The sequence below is a fragment of the Cyclonatronum sp. genome, from assembly GCF_022565315.1.
Taxonomy (GTDB): Bacteria; Bacteroidota; Rhodothermia; order Balneolales; family Cyclonatronaceae; genus Cyclonatronum.
The window spans coordinates 1-26,275 of the sequence record NZ_JAIUMX010000003.1 but is presented as its reverse complement, the minus strand read 5'-3'; the positions used below and the strand labels follow the sequence as shown (position 1 = coordinate 26,275).

The following is a 26,275-nucleotide window of genomic DNA, read 5'->3' as shown; positions in this document are numbered from 1 at the left end:
GTTCCTGAGCCGCCATCTTCTTCTGAAGAAGCACAAAAACAGTTCCTTCAAAAAAACGCGCTGATCCCTCTGTATCCGGAAAATTCGCGTGCCAGCGTAGGGTTGCGAGTCAAAAGTGACCTCAGCAAATTGATGGCTGCTTTTGGATGCGGTCAGCTGCAAAAATGAGAACGGCTGCGGCAAGGCCGGGGTAGAAAGGCTCGATGCCCAGCCAGGCGTAAGAGAAGAGGCTGTCGCCGGTTGCGACACCCATTACCAGCCAGAACAGCGACAGGCTGAAAGCTGCGATTATAGCCGCAAGCGCAGCTTTGGGCCGCATCCTGAAAAACGGCAGGTAGATGCCCAGCACCGGAAGCAGCAGCGCAGGGATTATCAGGCTGCCAATTACGTACCAGAGCTCGATCACGCTCGGGAAAACGAAGGCGAGGGCCAGACCAAGCAGGGCCGCGGCTAAGGTCCCGGCACGGATGCGGGCAATGCGGTTGCCCAAAAAGCCAGCCCCTTTCACGCTGCCGGGGAAAACATCCCGCCCGAGCGTTTGCCCGGCGATAAACAGGAAACTGTCCAGGGTTGACATAATCACCGCTACCAGGCCGGTGATGAACAGGCCGAACAGGCCCGCCGGCAGCAGCAGCGCGGCCAGCTCGGGGTAGGCCGCCGCGGGGCTTTCGAGTGCCGGCCCGAGCAGCACCAGCGCGTACAGGCCGGTGAGCACCGTGAGCATATCAAACACAGCCCAGAAACCCACCGAAATGAGGATACCGCGCCTGGCAACGGCCGGACTCGCCGCAGCAGCCGACCGCTGATGAAAGCCCGGATCTACGAAGGTCCACATCGCAATAAAAAACCAAACCAGAATATAGACCGCCGAAAACCCGCCGGTGATGTCCGTGTGCGATTCCGGCAGCTGTGTCCACATTTCAGCCGGCGAACCGGCGGCCTGCCAGGCGAATGCGAGCAGCATCACAAAGCCGCCGTACATCAGCACCAGCTGCAGCAGGTCGGTCCGCACCACGGAAGCAAATCCCCCCAGGCTCACATAAACCGTGGAAAACAGCGCAACGGCCGCGGCAAACCAAAACCAGCTGTCGGCGCCGGTAACCAGCTGCGCGATGATGCCTAACATCAGAATATAGGGTGCCGGATTCACCAGCAGGAACACCCCGAACGCACCGGCGAGGCCGGTTTTGGGGCCGTACTGCTGCCTCAGGGCTTCGGGCAGGGTGAGGGCGCTGCCTTCGCGGATTTTCCCTGCTATGAATACCGCGTAGAGCACGGCAAAAACATAGTAGGGGAAGGCGAACATCAGCCACTGCGAGATCCCGGCGAGATAGGTAAACTCGCCCACCCCGAGTATGCCGCCGTACCAGGTCGCAACCAGCGTAGCCACAAAAGCGGGCAGGGTGAGGCGGCGGCCGGAAAGCAAAAAGCCGGCCTCATCCCCCGCGTGATGGCCGGCATACTTGCGCCGCAGCGTGAGCACACCCAGTAGCGCAAAGTAAACGAAAAGCGGAAGCCAGTCTAAAAGGGCAAAGGCCATTGCGAGGGGAGCATCAGCAGCAGGCTGCCGTTTTCATGGGTGATGTGTACCTCGGTCTCAACCGCTTCGTTGGAGGAGCCGTCGCGCAGGCCGTTTTCCAGCGGCTCGTTGCTGAGCTCGTATTTCAGGCCCCGGGTTGTGATGCCATCCACCCGGCCCGACAGCGGAAACAGCGAAACGATGGTTCCGGCCGCAATGCTGAACCGGAACTCGCGGGGCAACACAATCGTGATGCAGTGATCATCAATCAGCACAATGCGCTCAAAAGCATTGTTGAAGCGTTGCATGCAGCTCAGGTTTTTGAGGGTATGATCGAGCCGGTAACCGGTGCCGCCGACAACGATCACTTCTGTGGCCTGCAGGTTTTTGCTCAGGCTGAGGGCTTTTTCGAGGTCGTTGGTTTCCTGATCGCCCATCCGCAGCAGGGTCGCGCCCGCATCCACCACATCCTGCAGCGGGTTAAAGCTGTCCATATCCCCGATGATGTAATCCGGAGCAATCTGCGCATCCCGCAGGGTGAAAACGCCGCCGTCGGCTCCTATCACTTTTTCGCTCCAGCTTTCCAGCCTGTGCAGCAGCGGCAGCGAGGGGGGCTCGCCGTTACAGCAAATGAGAATTTTCATAGCTTCATTAAATAATTATGACAGGTGTAAGGTGTCTTGGTCAGATGTACTGACCTCTGCGGCCGTAAATTTTGATTTGCAGAACGGGCGCTACTTTCCAAATAAATAAAACAGAAACCCCACGCCAAACAGCAGCAGCCACAGAATGATGGGGCCGTTCATCACAATGGCAATTACGCCGCCCACAATGCAGGAGCCGGTAATGATGGCGCTTTTGAGGCCCTCGAGCGGGTTTTCATTCCGGGGGTTGTTCAGGTTGTAATCGAGCTGACGCATGCCGTCAGCGAAAATTTTGGGCAGGCGCACGGCCATATCGATAAACTCGGGCGCGCCTCGCATCAGCTCACGGGTGAGGGCTTTCACGCTGAACTGCTCCTCAAAAATGCGCGCTACATGCCCTTCGGAAACCTCAGTGACGTCCATTTTCGGATCGAGCATCTGCCCGACGGACTCAAAGGTGATGAGGGCCTTAACCATGAGCGTCATTTCAACCGGGAAAAACACCCGGTGCCGGGCCCCTATGCCCAGCGATTCCACGATAAGCTTACCCATGCTGAAACGCCCGCTCTTGGTCTGCTGGAAAAAGCGCCGCAGCAAATCGCTCACCCCCCGCCTGAAGGCCTGCAGGCTGCCGCCCTTGCCCACGCTCGCCATAGCCGAGAGGTAGCGGGCCGCCCCCTCAATATCGCCACTTACGAGGGCGTGAAAATAATAGAGCATCTGCCGCCGGGTTTTCTCCTCGAAACGGCCCACCATGCCAAGATCAATAAATCCGACTTTGCCCTCCGGCAGAATAAACAGATTGCCCGGGTGCAGGTCGGCATGGAAAAAGCCATCCTTAAACAGCATTCTGATGATACCCGCCGCGCCGTTGTAAATCAGCTTTTGCCGGTTCGTATCGGTGAGGTACTCCATGCGGGAATCACCTGGCTTGAAGCCTTCGAGCAGCTCCATCACCAGCATGTTTTCGTTGCTGTACTCCCGGTAAATTTTCGGGAAAACCACATCCGGGAAATCGGCAAAATTTACGGCAAAGGTATCGGCGTTATCGGCTTCATTCACCAGGTCCACTTCCTTGGCGGTAAAGCTGCAAAACTCTTCGATCAGCCGGTTCGGCTGATACTGCGGGATGATGAGCTCCAGGAAGTAGCCCAGCATTTTCAGCAGGTTAATATCGGTGAGGATGGTGTCGCGGATACCGGGCTTCACAACTTTGATAACGACCTTCTCCCCGTTAAACAAACCGGCCACATGGGTTTGCCCGATGGATGCCGAGCCGAGGGCATCCGGATCGATGTAGGTGAAAACCTGCTCCAGCGGCTCGCTCAGGTTGTAGCGGATGAGCTCCTCCATCACCTCAAATGGCACTTCCGGAAGGCGGTCGAGCAGGTTTTTGAGCTCTTCGGTTATGATTTTCGGAAGGATGTCTTCCCGCAGCGACAGCACCTGACCCAGCTTGATGTAGGTCGGGCCCAGCATCTCGAGGCGCCGCCGCAGCTGCACCGGAAACTCCTGATTGCGAAGGTCTTTCTTTACGAAGGGCGTTACCAGCAGCGAAAAAAACCGGAGCCAGAACGAGCGCAGCCCGCGCTTTCGGTCACGCGGCAAACTATTCCGGAAGGCAAGGAGCCCGCCGAGCAGCAAACCGATCACGTGCCGGTTAATCAGGAAAAACCGCGGGATTACGCCCTTGTAGGGTGCAAGCGGATCAATCTTGTAGGGTGATTTCTTGCGGCCCTCCCGGTGCTGTTTGGCCTGCCGCTTGAGCTCTTCTATGTAGGCTTCGTCGGGGTCGGCAGGGCTGCTTCCGTTTTCCGTATGCTGCTGTTTTTTATTTAAGATACGTAAGCTCAAATAGCGGCTGTTCCCTGAATGGATCGTGAAAGTAAAGTGATGACTCCATAATACAAAAAAAACAGACGCTGTTCTTTGAGTTACAGCCCCGCAGTATTCCTGATTTTATACCTTCTAACCCCATCAAATACCACGTTTTAGCCCAGCCGGCATTAGGACTTAGCGGTTGTAAGGAAAACAAACCGGAACGATCGCCTGTCGTATCCCATTGTTTTAACTGAACCGTTTATTCATAAAATAAAAGGACACTATGTTAGAGAAACTCGCGCATATATCAATGGGACTTGGCTTTGCCTCTATCGGACTTACCGTTGCAACCTGGGCAAGGGAGAAAGGGAAATCAGAACAGGAGCGCGCTCATGCCGAGCGATTCGGTAACTTTGTGGGGCTTTGGGCTCCGACTTTTTTTCTCCTGGGTATCTATATGCTCAAACTCAAAGAACTCGGTTACGACCGGGAAGCCGAAAAACTGGCTGATGAGCTCAAAACTTTAAAAGAAAAGGTTAATTAAGCGTTGAGCCTTTTCCGGATAACAGCCGCTGCAGTTTACTGTATGCGGCTTTTTTTTGCCGTGATGTTTCCCCCTGTGTGCACGGAGCGTTATCGGGCCGGCGCTTTACGGGCAGGTGCCTGTACGCTTCCATCCCTGTTGGCAGAAAAGGGCAATTAATTTATTTAGGCTCAAAAGCCTGTACACAAAAAATAATACTTGAAAAGTGTGGCAGATTTTCAGTATTTCACAGGCTTGTAAGATGCACTCAAAAGCATCGGCCTAAACCTTCTCTTACCAATCCCACATGAACAATCAAACTGACTCATCCGGAAAAAAAAGTACCCTTCAACGCTTTCTGGATTTTATAGAAGTTGCCGGAAACAAACTGCCTGATCCGGCTGCTTTATTCTTTATTCTGCTGCTTATTGTATGGTTTTTCTCCTGGATACTGTCTCCGATTAACTTCGCGGAGATAGATCCGCGCACAGGTGAAGCCCTTCGTGTTCAAAGTCAGATTACCGGCATGCAGCTTGCGGCATTTCTGGCGGGCATGGTTAATACCTTTGTGACGTTTGCACCGCTCGGCATTGTGCTTGTCGCCATTCTTGGGGTCGGGCTGGCCGAAAACTCCGGTTATATCAACGTAGCGCTCAAAAAGCTGCTGGGTATCACTCCTAAAGCGCTGCTCACCCCTATGCTCATTCTCGTAGCAATTGTGAGCCATACCGCTGCTGATGCGGGCTATGTACTGGTAATTCCGCTTGGAGCCGTGATCTTCTACGCTGCCGGGCGCCATCCGCTGGCAGGTATTGCCGCCGCCTTTGCCGGGGTGAGCGGGGGCTTCAGCGCCAACTTTGTACCCTCCGGCATTGATCCGCTGCTGATGGGCTTCACTCAAAGTGCCGCACAGATTTTTGACCCCAACATTCAGCTCAACCCGCTCAACAACATCTTTTTTACCGGGCTTTCTTCTTTCCTTATTGTAGGTGTGGGCTGGTATATCACCGATAAAATTGTGGAGCCCCGGCTTCAGGGTGTTGAGGTTGATGCGGACGAAGATGACCTCCCAAAACTGGAATCCGTTTCGCCGAAAGAAAGCCGTGCGTTCTGGGCGGCGACCTTTGCCATGCTTGCTGCTATTGCCGTGCTGGTTTTTTGGGCTATCCCCGGCGACTCCGCCCTGCGCGGCCCTGATATGGCCAACCCCGATCAGATGTCGCTGGTTTCTTTCTCAGCGCCCCTCATGCAGATGATTGTGCCGCTTATCTTCATCTTTTTTGCCCTGCCCGGTATTGTGTACGGCTACATGTCGGGCACCTTCACCAAATCGAAAGACGTGATTGACAGCATGAGCAAGGCGATGGGTACTATGGCCTACTACATGGTAATGGCCTTTTTCTGTGCCCTGTTTATCGACGCTTTTGCGCAATCCAACATCGGAATTCTGATTGCCCTGAAAGGCGCCAATTTCCTCCAGGAGCTTCAGCTGCCGGGAGCAATCACTATTGTGGGCATCATTTTACTTACAGCTTTTGTGAACCTGCTCGTAGGTTCGGCTTCGGCCAAATGGGCGCTGATTGCTCCGATTTTCGTGCCCATGCTCATGGGTCTTGGCATCTCGCCTGACCTTACACAGGCCGCCTACCGCGTGGGTGATTCGGTATCGAACATCATCACTCCGCTGCTGCCGTATTTCCCGCTGGTGGTGGTTTTCTGCCAAAAATACGTGAAGTCAACCGGTATCGGCACCCTGGTTTCGATGATGCTGCCGTACTTCTTCATCTTTCTGGTAACCTGGACCATCTTCCTGCTGGCGTACTGGGCCATCGGCATACCACTCGGCTTGCAGGCAAGTTTTGTGTATCCGGCACCCTGAGCGCCCTAACCACAACGAAACACAAAAGGCATCCGCGCAACAAAGCGCGGATGCCTTTTTTTTGGGCTTGTTTACAGCTCTATGCTAAACGAATTATTTTCCGAATCCGATTTTTACAAGCATGAATATTTAAGTGCTTTTACTTAGATTGATAGACTAAACAAGCCTCTTTTTTTATTTAAGACCAGCTTCTTCTCCAAAAATAATGGTTTATACGTAGCATCCTGCTATAAAGAAATTAAAAATGAATCACCCGGATAAAGAGCCTGCACACCTTAGCACTGATTGCAGCGACATTACCTCCTTATTGTTCGACCTTACTTTTGACGGTATCTGGATTTGGAATCCTGAAAACAAAAACGACCTCCGGTTCAGCAGCACCTTCTGGCAGTGGCTTGGATACGGGGAAGCTGCGAAAGTACAGGACCTTCCGGAATGGACCGACATTATTAATCCGAACGACCGCCGAATTTTGCAGGCTGCTCTTGATTCATTTTTATCCTCTGGTACAGATGATCCTTTCGTTTTCGAAGCCGCTTTCATTTCCGCTGATCAGGTTTGGCAGCGTTTCAGCTTTAAAGGCAGGATGCACCCCACAGCTGACCCAAACGCGCCACAGCTGATCGGCTGTGTACGTAAGGCAACCGACCGCGGTGCCGCAACACCCGGTACACAAAAGCAGCTGCAGCTTTTTGAAACCCTTTATGCTGCCTCCCCCATCGGCATTGCGCTCAATGATTTTGAGACCGGTGCATTCATATTTGTGAACGACAAACTGCTCGAACCCACCGGCTACAGCCGTGAAGCATTTTTGCAGCTTTCCTACTGGGATACAACACCTCCCGAATACCGCCCGCTGGAAGAACGTGCGCTGGAACAGATGAAAGAAAGCGGGCGCTATGAAACCTTTCGCAAAGAATACATCCGGAAAGACGGCAGCCGCTACCCGGTCGAGCTGAGGGGCTTTGTAACCGAAAATGAAGACGGGAAAAAGCAGATATGGTCGTTTATTGAAGATATCAGCGAACGGGTTAAAACGGAAAATGAGCTTCAGGCAAGCCGGGATCAGCTTCACTCCCTGATGGAAAACATCCCCGGGGTAGCGTTCCGCTGCCGGTACGATCAGCCGCGGGAGTTTCTCTTCCTCAGCGACGGCATGCAGGAACTCGTCGGAGTTGATCAGGAAGTTTTCTTAGGCGCAAATCGCAGCGCTTTCGACACCCTCATCCCCGCTGATTCGCTTGAAGCCACACAAATCAAATTACACAAGGCCGTACAGGCCGGCGGCAGCTACGAAATAAGTTATCCCGTAATGCATAAAGATGGCAGCATCAGATGGCTGCTTGAAAAAGGCAGGGTTCTTCACCCACAGAGCAACGACCCGCTTATCACAGACGGCATCCTGTTCGACATCACCCGGCAGCACAACGACAGCAAAAAACTGGATATGGTGAGGGAACAGGTAAGGCAGGTAAATGAAGAACTTGACGCCGTACTTCAGGGAACCGGCATCGGTATCTGGAAAATGGATGCCAAAACCCGAAACATCGTATGGAGTGATTACCTGCTAAAAACACTTCAAAGCGATAATAAACCTTGCTTTCAGTATGAAAACTGGGTTTCCATGCTCCATGCTGACGACAAGGCCGCTGTGGAAACAGCTCTTGAAAAATTCCTCTCGGATAACGTGCCCTTCGACATCGAATACCGGGTTCTTTTACCCGACGGTTCCAAAGAATATCACCACAGTAAAGCGATAAAAATTTTCCAGGAAGGAGCATTCATCCGTGTTATCGGTACAACAGAAGTTATTACGGCCCGGAAAAAATCTGAGGCAGAGCTGCTTAGCACCCGCCGCTTTCTGAATGAAACCAACCGCGTTGCAAGGGTTGGCGGCTGGGAATTCCTGCCGGAGCATGATGCCATCATCTGGAATGAAACCCTTTATGATCTGTTCGAACTCGAAAGGGACACCCTTATCGATCAGCCTTTCATGCTCTCCTTATTCACCCCGGAAAGTCAGGAAAGGCTGCTGAAAGCCTCTGAGAAGTCCGCTGCCGAGCTCGTGTCTTACGATTTGGAGCTTCAGATCATTCCACAAAAAACCGGTGAAACAAAATGGGTTCGGGCAACCGGCACACCGGTTACGGAAAACGGCCGGATTGTACGCTATTACGGCATCGTTCAGGATATCGACCAAAGCAAACGCCTGCTGCTTGAGCTGGCTGATTCACGTGAAAAGCTGCGAAGTGTTTTCAATGAACTGACCGATGTGGTATGGTCTGTAACCCTGCCCGACTACAGCCTGCGCATGATCAGCCCCTCTGCGGAAGCATTATTTGGCTACAGTACCGATACCTGGTACAGCCGCCCGCAGCTCTGGGCCGAGTGCATTCACCCGGAGGATGATGAAGCCCATAGCCGCATCATGGCAGATCTGGAGCAGCGGGGTACCTACGACCAAACCTACCGCATAAAAACAAAGAGCGGAGCGGTAAAATGGGTCCGGAATCAGGGGCGGATCATTCTGGACGGGCACGGGCAGGCCCTGCGGCTCGACGGCATTATTTCAGACATCAGCCCGCTCAAAGATGCCGAAGAGAAAGCCCTGCAAAGCGAACGCCGCCTCAAAGCCCTGCTTGAAACACAGAACAGCTTCATCGTGCGCATGGATGCCTCGGGGCGCATCACCTATGCAAACCGGAAATTCATGGCCGTATTCGGCAATCAGTACCGCGTATCCGAAACAGCTCAGCAAGTGGCGGGGCAGGAATTCAGAGTGTCCGTTGTTGAGGAAGATGTCCCGAAATATCTCGAAGCTTTGGAAACACTCCGGCAAAAACCCGACAGCGTGATTCAGCTCGAGCTTGCCAAATCCCTTTCGGATTCAGGCAAGGCTTCCATCCTGTGGGAGTTTTCCAGCATTCAGGATGAAGCAGGAAAAGTACTCGAAATTCAGTGTAACGGGCTCGATTTCACCGAGAAAAAAGCTGCCATGCGCGAGCTTGAGCGCACCTCCATTTTACTTAATGATGCACAAAGGCTTTCAGGCCTCGGTGCCTGGGAGCTGGACCTGCAAAGTGAACGGCTTTCATGGACCGACGAAGTGTACCGGATTCATGAAGTAGAAAAGGGCACCGACATCATGCTGCTGGATGGCATCAGCTTTTATCATCCGGATTATCAGCCCCGAATCCGCGAATGTGTGCGCAAGGCCATTGAAGAAATGGAGCCCTACGACGAGGTATGCCGGTTTATTACGGCTAAAGGCCGCGAGCGCTGGGTACGGGCATCCGGCTATCCGATCGTAAAAGACGGCAACGTAACGCACCTGATCGGCGCTTTTCAGGACGTAACCGATTTTGAAGCCGATAAGGAGCGCATCCGGCAGGAACAGCAATTTTCCAAGCAGGTACTGGCAAATATGTCAGACGGTTTTTCGCTCGTTGATGCCGGCAGGGTTCAGCTTGAAGTGAACAAAGCTTTTTGTGAAATGACCGGATTCAGCCGTGATGAGCTCATCGGCCGAACACAGCCCTTCCCTTACTGGCCGCAAGAGCACACAGAGCACATTACGGCCGTACTGCAGCAAACCCTGGTACCACACAGCAGCGGCAAAACGTTTGAACTCAGCTTTTGCCGAAAAGACGGAAGTCAGTTTCCGGTACTCGTTTCTTTCAGTAAGCTCACCGACAGGGAAAACCGGGTGCGATTTACCTTTGCAAACATCCGCGACATCACCGAAAGAAAACAGTATGAAACGGCCCTCGAAGCCAAAGAAAAGAAATGGAAATCCTACATACAGTCGGCGGCACATGGCATTGTGGTTATCAGCCGGCAGGGTAAAATTCTGGAAGTAAACCCAGCTGTTTCATCCATCACCGGGTACCCAAACAGTAAGATTCCGGGCCTGACTGTATTTGAATTTTTGCCGGAAAGCGAAGCAGAACGCATCACGGAATCCATCAGGGAAGTTTTCAGCAATAAAACGATTATGCTGGAGCTGGACATCCGCACCCGAAACGGTGCTGTAAAAACACTCTCTGTTTCTGCTGTAGCCCTCGACAGCGGAAACATCCTGCTGATTCTTACAGATATTACCCAACAGAAAAAAGACGAGCGTAATCTGATCCGCAATCAGGAAATGCTGCAGGCTATTGCTTTAGCCACAGCCGGACTGCTCTCCAACCCGGATACCCAAACAGCTTTTCGCGACTCTTTAATGCTCGTGAGCAAAGCATTACAGGCAGAGCAGGCCTATGTGTTTGACCTTCATGAAAACGAACAGGGGCTGTTTGCCCGGCACACTTTTGAGTGCTACACCGATGGCCGCCCCCCGGTAAACGGCCATGCACATCTGCAGCAGGTCCCTCTAAAACTCCTTGGGGAAGCTGCCCTGCTCCTAAACAGCGGCAAAACCTATCAGGTACTCAGAAACAGCTTGCAGGGGGATGGCATCTTAGCCGATGTGATGGATCAGCAGGGTATCAAAGCGATGATACTGGCACCAATCGTGATCGACGGCATAACCATATCCATTATTGGTTTCGACCGGCTTCATGTGAGTGAGCTCTGGAACCGGAACGAGCAGGCCCTGCTGCTGAGCTTTGCAGGCAGTATCGCGAGCGCACTTCAGCGCAGCCGCCTGCTGGAAAGCCTTCAGGAATCGCGCAAGCTTGCAGAAGTGGCAAACAAAGCCAAATCCGAGTTTCTGGCCAATATGAGCCACGAAATACGTACTCCTCTCAACGGTATTATCGGCTTCACCGAACTGCTGCAGCGCACAACGCTGGATACCGTACAGCAGCAGTACGCCCGGAACGTACAGCTTTCCGGAAAAGCTCTGATGGAAGTTATCAACGACATACTCGATTTTTCGAAAATCGAAGCCGGCAAGCTTGAGCTCGAAATCATCAAAACAAGCCTGCGCAGATGTGTGGAAGAAAGCTGTGATATCGTCAGTTATCAGACTGCTGCCAAAAAGCTCGAACTCATTCTCAACATTCAGCCCGGTCTTCCGGAAATGATCGAAACCGACCCGGTTCGCCTGAAGCAGATCTGCATCAACCTGCTCAACAATGCGGTCAAATTTACGGAAAGCGGGGAAATCGAACTTACTGTAACCCATGAACCAACAGGGAGCGGTCGTGCCCGCTTCGAAATATCCGTTCGCGACACCGGTATTGGCATCAGCCCTGAACAACAGGAAAAGCTGTTCAAAGCTTTTTCACAGGCCGATACCTCAACCACGCGCAAATACGGCGGCACCGGTCTGGGCCTCAAAATCAGCGCACTGCTTGCCGGAAAACTGGGCGGCTCTCTTAAAGTGGAAAGCGAAGCCGGCAAGGGCAGCAGGTTTTTCTTCACCTTCGAAAGCAGCTGCTCCCTGCCTGAGATGTACCAAAAGGCGGTATTCGGGAACACTATATGCAAAAACGTTCTGGTTGTGTGCCAACATGCAGCCAACCGCAGCCTGTTACAGCAGTACCTGCAGTACTGGAATATTGATGCTGAATGTTCCCCAAACGGTTTCGAGGCAATGAACATGATTGAAAGCAAAAATTACGGCCTGCTGTTTGTGGATTACGATATGCCGTACATAGACGGCTTCGACACGGTTCGCATCATACGCCACAAAATGAATATAGACGCGGACAAGCTTATTGTTGTGATGCTTTACAACGGTCCCCTTGGCCCGGAAAATGAGCAGCAGCAGCAGGAACTTGGAATCCGCTACCATCTGAGCCGGCCCGTTAAAAAGCAGGAACTGCTTGATATCCTGCTGCGCATTGAAAACGAAACCGAAGCCACAGATTCGCCCGTTTCAGGCATAGCCGTAAAAACAGCTGCGGCTGAAGCACCCCGGGATCCGGATCTGTACGGTGAGGCAACTTTAGTATCGGGGAAAACAAAAATCCTGATTGTTGATGATGTACCAATGAACATCATCCTGCTCAGATCACTGATAAGCGGCTTATACCCGAATGCCGCCATCATAGAAGCAGGCAACGGCCGTGAAGGGGTGGAGCTTGCCGCCCTGCACAAGCCGGATATCATTTTTATGGATGTGCAAATGCCGGAAATGGACGGCCTGGAAGCCACCCGCACTATCCGCAAATATAACAGCAAGGTGCCGATTATCGCCCTCACGGCCCGCGTACTGAAAGATGAGCAGGCCTATACAATGGAAAGCGGGATGAACTACTTCCTGAGCAAACCGATAGAAACCGCCGAACTTAGCAAAGTGCTAAAAATGTGGCTGCCGGATGTAAGGTAAAAGGAAATATGATACACACCGGAAGCAAGATCAATCAAGATGGCGCCGGGCCTGCTTTTTAACCGGTGAATCCGTTCGGAGCGAAACAATATGGCGGAACTGCTGCTGCGCCTCGTCGCGGCGGCCCAGCCGTTCATACAGCCGCCCGAGCTGATAACGTGCACGCAGCTGCTGCGCGCGGGTATCGCCTTTTTCAAGCTGCGGCGCTAACGCAAGCGTTTTCAGGAAACAGGACTCCGCAAGATCAAGGCGCCCTCTTCGGTAGTAGATAAAACCACGCATGGTGTACACTTCTTCGAGTGTTGCGGGTGCCGTAGAGGGGTCGGCGCGCTCCAGGATCTGCTCACTGAACTGCAGGGCTTCATAAAGACGCCCCTGCCGGTAATAGCTGCGTAATAAGAGCCGGTTAAAGAACAGGTTGTGCGGGTATTCCTCTAAAAGGCGGTTCAGGTACAGCTCTGCCACTTCAGGCTGCTGCTCGTAGTGCAGGTAAATATGAGCCAGAAAATAAACGGCTTCCGGAATCATAAAGGCACTTTCGTCCGCAGCCGTTTTCAAACGGCTTAACCCTTCCTGCATATCACCGGCAGGAACCATCCATGAAACAACCCGCACAAGGCGGTACTGTTCATGGAAATACGCGGTGAAATAGCTGTAAAGCCCTAAGCCGAACTGTATGTCCGGCAGTTCGGGGTAAAGCTGTTCAATACCGTTCAGCAGATTGATGGCCTGCCTGCCGTGTACCAGCGAGCGGTACCATGAGCCCCGGTTTGCGTGAAGACGAGCAAGAAAACCATTGGCAAGCGTTTTCACAACCAGGGCATCGAGGTTATGCCGGTCCCGGCGCAGCATCAGATCTGAAGCCCGGATAGCCTGCTCCATCTTCCCGACAAAGGCATCGTCGTGTTGTTGTGCTTCAAGGTCGGAGAGGATTTGCCACCACAGCGGCAGCGCATCCCAAAGCAGGGCAAGCGGCCGGGCCTGTTCGGATGCGAACCACGCAGAAAGCAGGGAGGATGCTTCATCGAACTGCTGATTGTACAGCAGCTGCGTTGCCTGCTGTACATCACTGATAAAATCCTGCCTGAGCAGCAGAAAGCGGTACTGATCAGGTTCTTCCTCCTGAATGGGCTGCACTGCTTCAGCAACAACATGGGGTATTCCGGCAGCCGCAGCAGGCACAAGCGGGCCGGACAGCGTTGCCTGCCATTCAGCCGGTGCTGATAGCAGCAGGAAAATCAGTACAGGTTTCAGAAACATGCGGACGTCTCCGGTACAGGTGCCGCCGGGCGCGGCAATGCCGGCTTACCAACAGCCGGGGTGCCTGCCCGGCTGGTTTACAGGTTGTGGCTGATAAAATAGGTTTCCAGCCATTCCACCGTTTTATCGACTACCGTGAGGAAGTGCGCCGGGATGTCGTCTTCATTCCAGGGGTGGCTGCAACCAAAGGTATGGTCGGCACCGTTTATCATAATGCGCTCTTTTTCAGGGCTGCGGCACACCTGATACAGCAGCTCACTGTTACGCATGGGCACCGCCTGATCCTGCGTACCGTGTATGAAACAGCAGGGAATCATCAGGCTTTGCACCCGGGTTGACGCCACGAGCTGACCGGAATTTTCCATGAGGTCGTCAAAAACAATTTTATCAACCCGCATGGTTTGCCCGGTCCGCGTATTGAGAACCTCCGTGTACCCTTTGGTTTGCCAGTCTTTTTTCATTTCTTCGGTGAAATGCTTGGTATAATCGGCTACAGCGGCCCAGGTTATCACTGTGCTCACCTCCGTAAACTCGGCAGCGGCGGCAATGGCGGTGTGCCCGCCCCTGGAATGACCAATAATGGCTACTTCATCCGTTTCGAGAGTAGCTGAGCCGGTTTTAATTTTTTGGGTCTGAAGCGCATCAATAATAGCGCGCACATCTTCGAGATCCCGCGAGAAAGTCTCTTTTGCAAATAAATCAAGCCGGGTAAACTCATCGGAGTGCCCTTCTGTGCCATTATGCGAAAAGTTGAAGGCAATTACCGCACAACCGCTTCTGGCCATTTCAAAACAGGCATCCGGGAAAGCGCCCCAGCTCTTAAAGCCTTTGAAACCGTGAAGGAGTAAAACTACGGGCAGAGAGTTAACTGCGTTTGAAGGAAGATACATATCATAAGCAATCTTCAGGCCGTCTGCTGCGGTTATTGCGCCTGATTCCTTTTTTATCGAGCTATATTTCATAAATTCAGCGTTTTTTTATCCAGTAATTTAACCAGCTGACGCAGCTGAAATATTTCCTTGCGGGAAAGACTGCGCCATTTACCTGATCTGAGGTCATCTATTTCCAGGCCGGCATATATAACTCTTTTAAGGGAAATTACTTCCGCGTTAACAGCCGAAATCATGCGCTTAACCTGGTGGTTGCGTCCTTCAATAATAGACATTCGTATGACATTTGCAAGTACGGGATGACGATCAACCCGATAAGCCCTTGCCGGGCCGTCTTCGAGCTGCACGCCGTTGCGTAAGGCCGTGATTTGCTCATCCGATAAAACCATGTTGGTTTCAACCTGATACACCTTGCGGATTTTGTAGCTGGGGTGCATCAGCCGGTGGGCGAGCTCGCCGTCGTTTGTGAGCAGCATCAGCCCTGTTGTGTTGCGGTCGAGGCGGCCCACGGGGTACACGCGCTTGCCGGTGGCTTTTTCAATTACATCGAGCACGGTGCGCCGGTCCCGCTCGTCGTCGGTGGTGCTGATGGTGTTTTTCGGCTTGTTGAGCAGAATGTACACAAACTCTTCCGGCCGCACTTCCTGGCCGTCAACCAAAATTTTGTCTTTCACCATCACTTTCTGGCCCATCTCACGGATTACCACGCCGTTAACGGTTACTTTGCCCTGCTCAATGAGGGAATCGGCTTCCCGGCGGGAACATACGCCGGCAGCGGCGATATACTTGTTCAGACGTACGGGCTCGTTTTTGTCGAAGCGGACCTCGTGGTCGTAGATTGGCACCGGTTCATGCTTGCGGCCGCGGCTTTTACCGGCTTTGGAATCGCCCCGGCGGCGCATCTGGGGCTCGTCATCATCCCGCTTAAATACCCGTTTCCGGTCAGCGCTTTGCCGCTTCGTGCCTCCCCCTTCTTTCTTAGGTCCGGGCTTGGGACCTGATTTTCGGGTTCTGTTGCCGGAACCTCTCGGGGATTTTTCATCCATACTAATTCACCTTTTAAAAAAATTACATTACAGATTGAAGCCCCCTGTAAGGGCTTCATCTAAGATTTATCGTCATCATCTTCCATCCCGGCTTTCAGCTCCAATATAAGCTGTCTGTGCTTAGCCATATCATCATCCTGCAAAATTTCCTCAATTTCGCGCGGTTTCGGGAGTTCACTGATGGCAGTGAGCCCGAAATGCCTGAGGAAGCCGTTGCTTGTTTTGTAGAGCAGCGCCCTGCCTGGGCCGTCGTTTCGGCCGGCAATCGCAATCAGCCCTTTTTCCAGGAGCTGCTTCACCACGTATCCTGAATCCACGCCGCGGATGTGATCCACTTCCGGCTTGGTGATCGGCTGCTTGTAGGCGATAATGGCCAGGGTTTCAAGGGCCGTCTGCGAAATTTTGCGCAGCGTGTTTTCGTGCTGAATGTGTTCGAGCCAGGGGTGATAGGCACTTTGGGTGGCAAAAGCGAAACCGCCGCCAATTTCCCTGATACGGAAAACGCGGCCGGTTTCATCATAAACTGCATTCAGCCCGGTAATTGCTTCACGCACTTCTTCATCGCTCACTTCCAAGCCTTCGGCCTTAGCCGCAACAATACTGCGGATACTCTCCGTCGAAACGGGCTCCGGACTTGAAAAAACCAGGGCCTCAATAACATGTGCTAATTCAATATCGGCTTCCATAGGCGTTTATTGCCGGAAAACTTCAATACGCTCAATAATCATCGGCTCAAGGGGATGATTGGAAAGGCGCGGGTCGTCGCGGTGTGTCGGCTGCGCTGCGATGGCATCAACAACTTCCATGCCGGTAACGACCTTGCCAAACACGGTGTATTCACGGTCGAGGCGAGGCGTATCGGCGTGCATGATAAAAAACTGCGAGCCTGCACCCATACTCTTATCGCTTACACGGGCCATTGAAAGCACCCCGCGTGTGTGGCTGATTTCATTGAATTCATGAGGGATGGCGTTTACAGGCCCGCCCGAACCCATCTGCAGCAAATCGCCATCACGGCTGTTCGGGTCCCCGCCCTGAATCATAAAGCCGGGGATGATGCGATGGAAGCGTGTGCCGTTATAAAATCCGCTTTCGGCGCGGGCTACAAAATTGAGCACGTGTATGGGCGCAGCATGCGGATAAAACTCCACCTCAATCACGCCCTGATTGGTGTGCAGCCGGGCCCGGACGCCATGCAGAAAATCACCAAGCTCGTCGAGCACCGCCACATCACTGCGTGCCTGATCCACTTCGGCCTGCATTTCGGCCAGCTGCCGCTCATAGCTGCGGCGCATCTCGGCATTCTGCCGCCCCAGCTGACTCACCTGTTGTGTGAGGCGGTCAACTTCGGCATTGCGGCATCCGAAAAAAAACATGCTGCTGATAAACAGCACAAAAACAAGGGATACGGAAATACTGCTCTTGTACATTTACTTTTGAAGAATCGGGTTCCGGGTGTTAATAATTTGGCCTAAATATAAGGCTTACGGGCATCTTTCAAAGCGGGAATAGCAGCCCGATGCGGGGGCGGGGGCTGCGGTCTCAGAGCATCTCATGACTTAGTGTGATGCGTACCGTGCTCGAACCTTCGGGCCTGTTTTTTTCAAACCACTCCCAAAAATAGCCGCACACTTTCTCCAGCTGCGCCGTGCCGATGCCCGGCGGAAGCTTCATGAGCGTGAGCCAGCGGAATTCATCGTTCATGCGCTCGATGGCGTCAGGGGCAGGGCCGAGCACGGGCCAACCGGTCTTTGCGCCCTGCATTACAGCGGTAAAATGCTCGGCGGTGCGGCGGGTGTAGGTTGCATCCTTCCCCTTAAAACTGACCTGCAGCAGCCGCGCATAGGGCGGATAGTGCAGCGGTTTGCGGCCGGCCAGCTCGGCGCGCGCAAAGCCTTCATAATCATGATTCTTAGCATGGCGGATAGAAACATGATCCGGCTGCTTGGTCTGCAAGTACACGATGCCTTTTTTCCCTGCCCGGCCGCTGCGGCCCGCGACCTGACTCAGCAGCTGATACATGCGCTCGTTGCTTCGGTATGAAGGGAAGGCGAGCTCGGTATCGGCGTTCACCACACCTACTACGGTCACATTCGGGAAATCCAGCCCTTTGGCTACGAGCTGCGTGCCGATCAGAATGTCGGCTTCACCCCGGCCAAAAGCCGTAAGCAGCTGATCGTGTGCGTTCTTCCGGCTTGTGGTGTCCTGATCCATACGCATCACCCGAAGTTTCGGGAAGAGTTTCCCGAGCTCTTCCTCCACCTGCTGCGTACCGCTGCCCTGCATCTTGAGTCCGCCCGGTTCGCCGCAGGAGCGGCAGCTGCCCGGCACAGAGGCTGCGAAACCGCAGTAGTGACAACGCAAATGCTGCTGTGCTTTGTGGTAGGTGAGGCTCACCGAGCAGTGCGGACACTGCGGCACTTCCCCGCAGGCTTCGCACTGCATGAAGCTGGCAAAGCCGCGGCGGTTGTACAGCAGAATGACCTGCTCACCCCGGCCAACCGCTTCATGGATGGCATTGTACAGGGGCACGGCCAGCGGACCTTTCATAGCGAAGCGGTACTCGGTGAGGTTGAGCACCTTCACTTCGGGCAGCACCGCACCGGCATGGCGGGCGGAGAGTTTCAGCATGCGGCTCCTGCCCCTGCCGCTTTCCACCAGGCTCACCAGACTTGGCGTAGCCGAGCCCAGCACCAGCACGGCACCGGCCCGGTAGGCACGCATAGCGGCCACTTCACGGGCATGGTAGCGGGGCGCAGGGTCACTTTGATAGTAGGAAGTATCGTGCTCCTCATCCATGATGATGACGCCCAGCTTTTCAATCGGTGCAAAAACCGCAGAGCGGGCGCCGATCACGATGTTCTTCTCCCCGCGCCGCAGCGCCTGCCAGGCTTCGTAGCGCTCGCGGTCGCTGAGCCGGCTGTGCAGGATGGCGATTTTAGGACCAAAAATGAGATAAAAGCGGCGGACCGTCTGCGGTGTAAGGGCAATTTCGGGAACGAGCACCAGTGCGCCACTACCCAGCTCGAGTGCGCGCTTTATCAGGTGTATGTACACCTCCGTTTTGCCGCTGCCGGTTACGCCAAACAGCAGGAACTTGGCATACTGCCCGGCTTCCAGCGGTTCAATCAGGGTTTGGGTCATTTGCTGCTGCTCCTCATTGAGGGCGGAAATCTGCTCCGGGCGGTAGGCGAACGCCGGCTCGGGCAGCCGCACCTCCCGCATCTCCCGGCCCAGCACGCCTTCTTTTTGCAGACGGCTGAGGGTGTAGGCAGTAAGCACCTCGGGCATGGCGGCTGTGAGGGCGGCGGTCGTTGCCGGAAGCGGATCGGTCTCGAGCAGCTGCAGCCAGGCTTCTTCCCATTTGTTAAGCCGGCCCGTTACCGCCCGGCGCGCAATTTCTTCCCGCTGCGGGTTGGCCCATATCCAGCAGTTTTCCATGCGCGGCTGAAGATCGAGCGAGGGCTCATCCCACAGCTGCAGCAGCCCTTTCTTTTTCACCGAATCGAGGGCACGCTCCTCATTCGACCACCGCTGCCGCGCTTCACGCCAGCTCAGGCGCTTTACCTCGCGGATTTCATCATAAATCCGCTGCTCCTGCCGCGTTAAGGGGATCACGGCTTTTTCCTGTGGTGGCACGGCCCGCACAAAAGTCTGTGCCGAAAAGTTGAGCCCGGAGGGCAGCGCCGCCTGAATCACTTCACCCCAGCCGCACACATAAAAACGCTGCATCCATTCCGTGAGGGAAAGCAGCCCGGCATCGAGCACCGGTTCGGTATCGAGCACGCGCGCTACGGGCCGGGTCTTGAATGCGGGTTTTTCGCCGTGCACCTTCACCACCATGCCGATGTTCATCCGCCCTCTGAGCGGCACCCACACCCGCATCCCCGGCTGTACCGAAGCGGCAAAAGCAGGCGGCAGCGCGTAGGTAAACACTTCCCGCACCGCTATCGGCAGGGCGATGTCGGCGTAGCGCTCTGCTGAGGAGCCGGTTTGGGGTTGTATTTCAGGAGATGACATGCGGTAAGTTTAATTGGCCGGGAGAGGCATTTCGGGGCAGAAAGCCATCACCCTAAACATAAAAAAGCCGCGCCCCAAAAACACGGAAGCGCGGCTCCAAAAAATCGGCTGCTAAGGTTCCTTCAGCCGGAAACAGCGGTCAGAAGCGCAGCTGCAAGCCGAAAGCCCAGGTGCCGTAGCTGCTCGGCATGAAATCGCTGCCGGAAATGCCACGGTAGCGGTACTCCACAAAAGGCCTCACAAAGGGGATGGCCGAGATACCGGCGCCAATCGCACCGTAGTAATACAGGCCGGAATCATCACCGTCGGGATCTTCTATACCGACACCGGGCACACCTAACAAGGTACTTGTACGGTCGAAAACTTCATAGCCAAGCCCTACGCCGGCGTACGGCGCGATGAGTCCGACACCAACCGTTGCAATCAGGCCGAGGCCAAAATCGTAGGAAGTGTCTTCTCTTTCAAAGGAAATACTTTCGGTGCTAAAGCTGTATTTCTCGTTGTAGAAGCTCGTCTGAAAACGGATGCCGACATCAAGCAGCATGGGAATGACAGAAAAGTTGTTCTGAAAGTGCAGGCCAAAGCCGGTTGTGGGCTCATCGCTGCGCACTTCGTAGGAAGCGCCAAGAATGTACTGTGCCTGCGCCTGAGAGTAGCCGAATGCGCCAAGGAGAAGCAGAATCGTAACTATTTTTTTCATAACAGTTTATTTTAATGGATGATAGCTGAGCTGTTTTCGAATCACATACCTTTGGAAAGGTACACAAAGGTTTGCACAAAAACAGCCACCGGACCAATAACAGCCCGGGTGCCGTGAAAAGTATGAAGCCGTTTTGTGATTTTTAACGGGTGATGGCTACATAGGCCGTAATCACACTGGTGATGGTCGCAAGCCCGCTGAGCACCAGCTGAATATTCCGGTTCCGCAGCTCGCGGCGGCGAAAATCATTTTCCCGAACCATGTCGAGCGATTCGAACGGCTGCCGGTCCACAAAAATGAGGTCGCCGGACTGAAGCGTGGTTTCGGAGGGTCGCATCCAGGCGTTGCTGCCAGCTTTGATTACGAATACCCGGTCTGGATCAGAAGCCAGTGCGAAGCCGCCTGCACGGCGGATGTACTCCTGCACGCTTGTGCCCTCAGTGAAGGTGTAAAAACCGGAGTTCATTACCTGACCGAACACGAAAACACTCTGCTGATCGCGCGGGATGTGCAGCACATCGTTTTCGTAAATCTTTACGGTCGCAAGCTGCTCCGGGTCGGAGAGGTCAATAAACACAAAATTCTGCCCCAGGCGGTCTTCGAACTCAAGGTACTCGAAGCCTTCGACGAGCTGATCAGAAGCCCTGCGGATGCGGTCAGCATTGTACGCGAAAGGATTGAGTTCGTCGGGCAGGCGCTCCCATGAGGCTCTGTTTCGGGTGAGGCGGGCCGCGCCGGCATTGGCTTTGGGGCTGAGTCCGCCGGCAAGTTCAAGCAGATCGGCAGCGGTTGTTACCCCGCGCTCAATCGGGAACACGCCGGGCAGATTGGCCTCCCCCTCAACGCGGGCCGAGAAATTGGAACGGCGGTCCGCATCGAAACCCACTACGATGCGGTCGTTTGGCAGCAGCGGGAAACCAGCGGGGTCGCGGACTTCAATTCGCTGCATGCCGTTCATGGTGAAGCGGTGCACCTGAACGGCTTCGGTATCGGCATCGAAAGTGAAGCCGCCGGCAATGGCGATGAGGCTTTCGATGGTGTCGTCAGCACGGAATTCAGCTGTAAACGGACTCACAACCGATCCTGAAACGGAAACCTGCGGGGCAAACTCCTGCTTTTTACGAACCAGAACGACATCACCGTGCTTGAGCTCGGGGTTGCCGGTGAGCAGGCCGCCTACGGTGTAGGAAACCAGATCGCCATGCACGGTATCGCCGCCGGCTCTGCGGATCTCAATGTTTCGGAAGGCAAACCGCCCGTTCAGGATGAAATCGCGGCTGAGGTTCGGCAGCTCGGCCGGGTTGCGCACATTCACCCGGCTTGCATCGGGCTGAGGCCTGGTGCTGATCCGTGATGAGGAAGGGGCAGCCGGTGAAGCTGATGCTGATCCTTCTTCACCATCCTGCTCCCGCTCAAAAAAGGCGGGCAGCACAGCCTGATCGAGCCGCGTGTGTGCCGGCATAAAGTAAGAGCCGGGATTGGGAACGTCACCGGCAATGTGAACGGTGATCTGCCGGGGGCGCTCAATCGTGAAGGTAGCCTGCGTATCCCGGAAGGAGCGCCGCACGAGCTCGTTAACAGCGGCCTGTGCTTCTTCTATGAGCATATTATTCACCAGCACCGAACCAACATTCGGCAGGGTTACCATTCCCTGAGGGTTCACGTGCAGACCACGAAAGGTGCCGCTTTGGTTGCCTGTAAGCACAATGGTGACCAGATCGCCGGGACCCACGCGGTAGGTTGCCGGGTCGATGGCGTCGCCCGACATCCGGCTCATGCCCAGATTAATCCCGAACTGATCCAGAAAATAAAAGCTGCCGGCTACCCCGCTCATATCGAAAGAGGGCGTCTGAACCGGGTTAACCTGCTGAGCCCGCCGCTGCATCAGATCCTGGTTTTGCCGGGCATGCATGGGTTCGGCAAGGGGCAGCATAAAAAGAAGTACGGCAAAAAAGGAAATAAACCGGGTATGAAGAGCGGCAGAATAGAACGTAGTCATTAAAATAAAAGGTGTTGTGGTTACAGAAGATCAGCAGGAGCAGAATAACATCAGGTTCGTTTCACTTCCACAGGCATCTAACAGTTCCGGCCTAAATGGCATTTTAGGGATTGTTACGGAAACAGATTAAGCTTACAAATATACCCAAACTCAATTTTTCATAAAAACTTAAGTTGGCCCAGCTGTGCTGCCGGCGGAATCCGGATAATTATCAGTAAATAAGTTAACCGGTTTCCGCGAGCCCCGTTTTCAGGCTTTAGCACCCTGTTTATGCAGTCTGCACGATTATCCCCAATTGCGGCATGAAGTTGCAGCATATAGCTGTGTTAAAGCTCAAGCGCAGCTGCATTCTTTAAATACCTTCGTGCCCCATTTGTTTTCGCAGGCTCTTATTTTTCCGTATATTCCCACAATTCATATTACAATATAAAGCTTTGAAATGAACATCTGCCTGATCGTGAACTCGAACCTGCCTGAGCGCCTCACCGCGACGCGTCAGATTCGGGATATTCTGGTTCGCGAGGGTCAGCAGGTGTTTGCGCAGGAAGGCATCATCACGCTGCTTGATGCCCCGCCATCTGATCAGGTACAGGCTTTTGAAACCGAACAGCAGGCCATCGCAGCCTGCGATGTGGTAATCTCGGTAGGCGGCGACGGTACCATTCTGCACACGGCCCGCCTTACCGGGCCGCTCGGTAAACCCATCCTCGGCATCAATGTCGGAAAGCTCGGCTTCCTTGCCGATACACAGCTTCCGGAAGCGGAAGCCGCCATCCGGCAGCTCATCACCGGTAACTGGCAAACCGAGAAACGCTTCACCCTGAAAGCTACAAACGGGGATGATGCCGATTGCGAACCTGTTTTTGCCCTGAACGAGTTTTTGTTCACGCGGCAGTCGGCCGTTTCGATGATTACGCTCGAAGTGTACTTCGACGGCGAGAAAGTAAACAAATACTGGGCAGACGGCCTTATTGTGGCCACACCCACCGGATCAACGGCCTACAACCTTTCGGCCGGCGGCCCCATCCTCCTGCCGGAAGTTTCGGTAATGGTGATCACGCCGGTTTGTCCGCACGCGCTCACAACCCGCTCGCTGGTGCTGCCTGCCAACCGCAGCGTACGCATCACGGCTGTACCCGCAGATCAGCAGATTTTATTTTCGAATGACGGTAAAATTTCTAACCTTAATGAAAATAAACCGCTGGATATTCAAATAGAGCGAAGCGATTTTGATATTCAGCTCGTTAAACTTCCCGGCCGCAGCTATTTCGAAACCCTTCGGGAAAAACTCATGTGGGGCATGGACCTTCGTGAGTGAGCCCGGCAGGCGGCCAATATGTCAATACAACCCTTCAACCAAAGTATTTACCTTAAACCTCAGTTAATATTATGAAAATTACAGTAGTCGGAGCCGGCGGAAACGTAGGCTCAACAGCAGCCCTCACCATTGCCCAGCGTAACTTTGCCAAGCAGGTTGTAGCAATCGACCTTGAAAGAAAAGACGGCGAGAAAACCTTTTACCCGGCCAAAGGCCGTGCCCTTGATCAGTGGCAGACTGCCCCGATTCACGGGTTCAGCACCCATCTTTTCGGCAGCAGCAACTATGAGGACACCAAAGATTCTGACATTTGTATCATCACTGCCGGCGTGCCGCGACGTCCCGGTATGAGCCGCGACGATTTGCTGAGCATCAATGCCAATATCGTGAAAAGCGTAACCGAGCAGCTTGTAGCCTACTCGCCAAACACCATCATCATTGTGGTTTCCAACCCGCTTGATATCATGACCTACGTAGCTTGGAAAGCTTCCGGGCTGCCCTCAAGCAAGGTTATGGGTATGGCCGGTATTCTTGATACCGCCCGCTACAGCGCGTTCATCGCCGAAGAGCTCGAAGTTTCTCCGAAAGACATTCAGTGCCAGATTCTCGGCGGTCACGGCGATACCATGGTGCCCCTGCCGCGCTACACTACCGTTTCCGGTATCCCTGTGCGTCAGCTGATCAGCGACGAGAAGCTCAATGCCATCATCGAGCGCGCCAAAGTAGGCGGCGGCGAACTCGTCGGCCTTATGGGCACCTCAGCATGGTATGCCCCCGGTGCAGCAGCTGCCCAAATGGCAGAAGCCATTGCCCTCGACGAAAACCGCATCTTCCCGTGCTCTGCATGGCTCACCGGTGAGTTCGGTCACGAAGATATCTACATCGGCGTGCCTGTGAAGCTGAACCGTGAAGGTATCAGAGAAATCGTTAAAATTGAGCTCGATGCCGACGAGCAGAAGCTGTTCGACGATTCAGTTGCAGCCGTACGCAGCGGTCTCGAAGACCTCAAGCGCATTCTGAAGGAAGACTAAATTAATCCTTAGTCTGTTGAGCGGGAGTTAATGGCCTCAGCGCCTGAATCCATCCCGCCCGAAAGTATAAAAGCCCGCCGGGAGTCTGTCTCCTGCGGGCTTTTGTTATTGGATTATGTATCTCCGGATATAATCAACTTTCTTTTGCATAGTTGGCTAAGTCCATCTAATTTCAAAGCAGGCAAAAAACCAAAGCACCTGGCATGAACGGAATCTTACTAAGTTCTGATGAAGCATTCCATTTATATTGAAACTTCTTTTGTAAGTTACCTGACGAGCAGAAGTTCAAGAGACCTCGTGACAGCTGCACGACAGCAACTTACTCAGGATTGGTGGGAAGAGTATCGGCAAAACTATAAACTATATATTTCGCAGCCTGTATTAATTGAAGCCGCTGGAGGAGATTCAATCGCGGCAAAAAGGCGATTACAAATTTTAAAAAGAATTCCAACTTTAGCTGTTACTGATGAAGCCCGCATTTTTGCAGAATTTCTTGTGAAGGAAACTCCGTTTCCAACCCAAGCAAAAATTGATGCATTACACATAGCTATTGCGAGCGTTCATAAACTTGATTTCATTATCACCTGGAACTTCAGGCATATTGCTAATGCATCAATCCGCTCAAAGCTTGAAGTCCTTGCCCAAAGCAAAGACTTATCACTCCCAACAATTTGTACACCCGAAGAATTAAAATACTGACCAATGGCAGAAGATGAAGTAATCACAGAAGTACGTAAGGCACGTGAGCAAATATCAGCCCGATTTGATAACGACCTGGAAAAAATAGTTGCTTTCTTTCAGCGGGAAGAAAAAAAATCACGGGCAAAACTGTACAACTATCAGGATAAAAAGAAAAAAAACTCGCCCTCTTCCGGAGAGAACACTGCCGGCAAGGGTGATAATCCGTGACTTTGCCACGACTTAATCAATTAAGGCAAGCTTTATGTCTATAACACATGAACAGTCAGGCATACAAAGCCCAAAGTCAGGATATTGCAAAATTAATGCAGACCTTACCGCATTCGTGCAAAGCAAGACTTAGGGCCCTGAATCAGTGGGTTGGTGTCATCACGAAATCCAAATATTCCGCGTTTCAACCAATCCGCTTCCCTCAGTTCAAAAAAACAACCAGCAGCGACAGCCCTAACATGGCCAGAGCAGGGACCGACTTATTTACCGGGTCGCTCACCTTCACATGCATCAGCAGGGCGCCGACCATGAGCAGCGCCATGCCGCCTGCGGCAGGTACTGCAAGGGCAGGCGACCAGATGCTGAGCAGCAGAACCGTAGCCAAAGCGATCTTCAGGAAGCCCACAATTTTCATCATGACCGGCGGCAGACCGTAGGC

General features: G+C 53.5%; 19 protein-coding genes. 7 read left to right on the top strand and 12 right to left on the bottom strand.

All coding sequences use genetic code 11. The annotated features are described in order from the left end of the window. Nucleotides 1-121: 121 nt before the first annotated feature. The 3 genes from LAT75_RS01225 to LAT75_RS01215 form a co-directional block, all read right to left on the bottom strand. A complete protein-coding gene (locus tag LAT75_RS01225; protein WP_291480792.1) occupies nucleotides 122-1,540 on the bottom strand; it encodes a hypothetical protein in 1,419 nt (472 codons plus the stop codon). Continuing rightward, nucleotides 1,522-2,163, bottom strand: coding sequence for a thiamine diphosphokinase (locus LAT75_RS01220; RefSeq protein ID WP_291480791.1), 642 nt, complete (start codon nucleotides 2,161-2,163; stop codon nucleotides 1,522-1,524). Before LAT75_RS01220 ends, LAT75_RS01225 begins: the two co-directional genes overlap by 19 nt. A gap of 90 nt (nucleotides 2,164-2,253) precedes the next feature. After that, complete coding sequence (locus LAT75_RS01215; protein WP_291480790.1) at nucleotides 2,254-4,017, bottom strand: AarF/UbiB family protein; 1,764 nt, start codon at nucleotides 4,015-4,017, stop codon at nucleotides 2,254-2,256. Between the two features lie 250 nt (nucleotides 4,018-4,267). Between LAT75_RS01215 and LAT75_RS01210 the strand changes: the two genes are divergently transcribed. The 3 genes from LAT75_RS01210 to LAT75_RS01200 all read left to right on the top strand — a co-directional run bounded on the left by LAT75_RS01210 (nucleotide 4,268) and on the right by LAT75_RS01200 (nucleotide 12,663). After that, nucleotides 4,268-4,528: a hypothetical protein gene (locus LAT75_RS01210; protein ID WP_291480789.1), complete on the top strand. Its 261-nt coding sequence runs from the start codon at nucleotides 4,268-4,270 to the stop codon at nucleotides 4,526-4,528. Nucleotides 4,529-4,814: 286 nt separating this feature from the next. After that, nucleotides 4,815-6,386: an AbgT family transporter gene (locus LAT75_RS01205; RefSeq protein ID WP_291480788.1), complete on the top strand. Its 1,572-nt coding sequence runs from the start codon at nucleotides 4,815-4,817 to the stop codon at nucleotides 6,384-6,386. A gap of 244 nt (nucleotides 6,387-6,630) precedes the next feature. Next, nucleotides 6,631-12,663: a PAS domain S-box protein gene (locus tag LAT75_RS01200; protein ID WP_291480787.1), complete on the top strand. Its 6,033-nt coding sequence runs from the start codon at nucleotides 6,631-6,633 to the stop codon at nucleotides 12,661-12,663. A gap of 30 nt (nucleotides 12,664-12,693) precedes the next feature. On the opposite strand, the gene LAT75_RS01195 is transcribed toward LAT75_RS01200, so the two are convergent. From LAT75_RS01195 to LAT75_RS01160, 8 genes are all read right to left on the bottom strand, one after another. After that, on the bottom strand, nucleotides 12,694-13,923 hold the full coding sequence (locus LAT75_RS01195; RefSeq protein ID WP_291480786.1) for a tetratricopeptide repeat protein: 1,230 nt from the start codon (nucleotides 13,921-13,923) through the stop codon (nucleotides 12,694-12,696). Between the two features lie 77 nt (nucleotides 13,924-14,000). Beyond that, nucleotides 14,001-14,885: an alpha/beta fold hydrolase gene (locus LAT75_RS01190; RefSeq protein ID WP_291480785.1), complete on the bottom strand. Its 885-nt coding sequence runs from the start codon at nucleotides 14,883-14,885 to the stop codon at nucleotides 14,001-14,003. Then, a complete protein-coding gene (locus tag LAT75_RS01185) occupies nucleotides 14,882-15,859 on the bottom strand; it encodes a pseudouridine synthase (protein ID WP_291480784.1) in 978 nt (325 codons plus the stop codon). The genes LAT75_RS01190 and LAT75_RS01185 overlap by 4 nt, the downstream gene beginning before the upstream one ends. A 59-nt stretch (nucleotides 15,860-15,918) precedes the next feature. Continuing rightward, nucleotides 15,919-16,545, bottom strand: coding sequence for an SMC-Scp complex subunit ScpB (gene scpB, locus LAT75_RS01180; RefSeq protein ID WP_291480783.1), 627 nt, complete (start codon nucleotides 16,543-16,545; stop codon nucleotides 15,919-15,921). A 6-nt stretch (nucleotides 16,546-16,551) separates the two neighbouring features. Further along, nucleotides 16,552-17,289 carry a peptidylprolyl isomerase gene (locus LAT75_RS01175; protein ID WP_291480782.1) on the bottom strand — a complete coding sequence of 246 codons (738 nt, stop codon included), beginning with the start codon at nucleotides 17,287-17,289 and terminating at the stop codon, nucleotides 16,552-16,554. A 112-nt stretch (nucleotides 17,290-17,401) separates the two neighbouring features. Beyond that, the gene (gene priA / locus LAT75_RS01170) at nucleotides 17,402-19,879 is read right to left on the bottom strand and encodes a primosomal protein N' (protein ID WP_291480781.1); all 2,478 of its coding nucleotides are present in this window, start codon (nucleotides 19,877-19,879) and stop codon (nucleotides 17,402-17,404) included. Between the two features lie 139 nt (nucleotides 19,880-20,018). Beyond that, nucleotides 20,019-20,579, bottom strand: a complete 561-nt coding sequence (locus tag LAT75_RS01165; protein ID WP_291480780.1) for a hypothetical protein — start codon at nucleotides 20,577-20,579, stop codon at nucleotides 20,019-20,021. A 142-nt stretch (nucleotides 20,580-20,721) separates the two neighbouring features. Then, nucleotides 20,722-22,578 (bottom strand): SLBB domain-containing protein, encoded by a 1,857-nt coding sequence (locus LAT75_RS01160; RefSeq protein ID WP_291480779.1) that lies wholly within the window; start codon nucleotides 22,576-22,578, stop codon nucleotides 20,722-20,724. A 439-nt stretch (nucleotides 22,579-23,017) separates the two neighbouring features. Between LAT75_RS01160 and LAT75_RS01155 the strand changes: the two genes are divergently transcribed. From LAT75_RS01155 to LAT75_RS01140, 4 genes are all read left to right on the top strand, one after another. Continuing rightward, nucleotides 23,018-23,896, top strand: a complete 879-nt coding sequence (locus tag LAT75_RS01155; RefSeq protein ID WP_291480778.1) for an NAD(+)/NADH kinase — start codon at nucleotides 23,018-23,020, stop codon at nucleotides 23,894-23,896. 71 nt (nucleotides 23,897-23,967) lie between these two features. Continuing rightward, on the top strand, nucleotides 23,968-24,927 hold the full coding sequence (gene mdh / locus LAT75_RS01150; protein ID WP_291480777.1) for a malate dehydrogenase: 960 nt from the start codon (nucleotides 23,968-23,970) through the stop codon (nucleotides 24,925-24,927). Between the two features lie 228 nt (nucleotides 24,928-25,155). Continuing rightward, nucleotides 25,156-25,626: a type II toxin-antitoxin system VapC family toxin gene (locus LAT75_RS01145; protein ID WP_291480776.1), complete on the top strand. Its 471-nt coding sequence runs from the start codon at nucleotides 25,156-25,158 to the stop codon at nucleotides 25,624-25,626. A gap of 3 nt (nucleotides 25,627-25,629) precedes the next feature. Continuing rightward, complete coding sequence (locus LAT75_RS01140) at nucleotides 25,630-25,836, top strand: hypothetical protein (RefSeq protein ID WP_291480775.1); 207 nt, start codon at nucleotides 25,630-25,632, stop codon at nucleotides 25,834-25,836. 202 nt (nucleotides 25,837-26,038) lie between these two features. Here LAT75_RS01140 and LAT75_RS01135 read toward each other — a convergent pair. Beyond that, the coding region (locus LAT75_RS01135) for a DoxX family protein (RefSeq protein WP_291480774.1) at nucleotides 26,039-26,275 on the bottom strand (237 nt) is incomplete at its 5' end.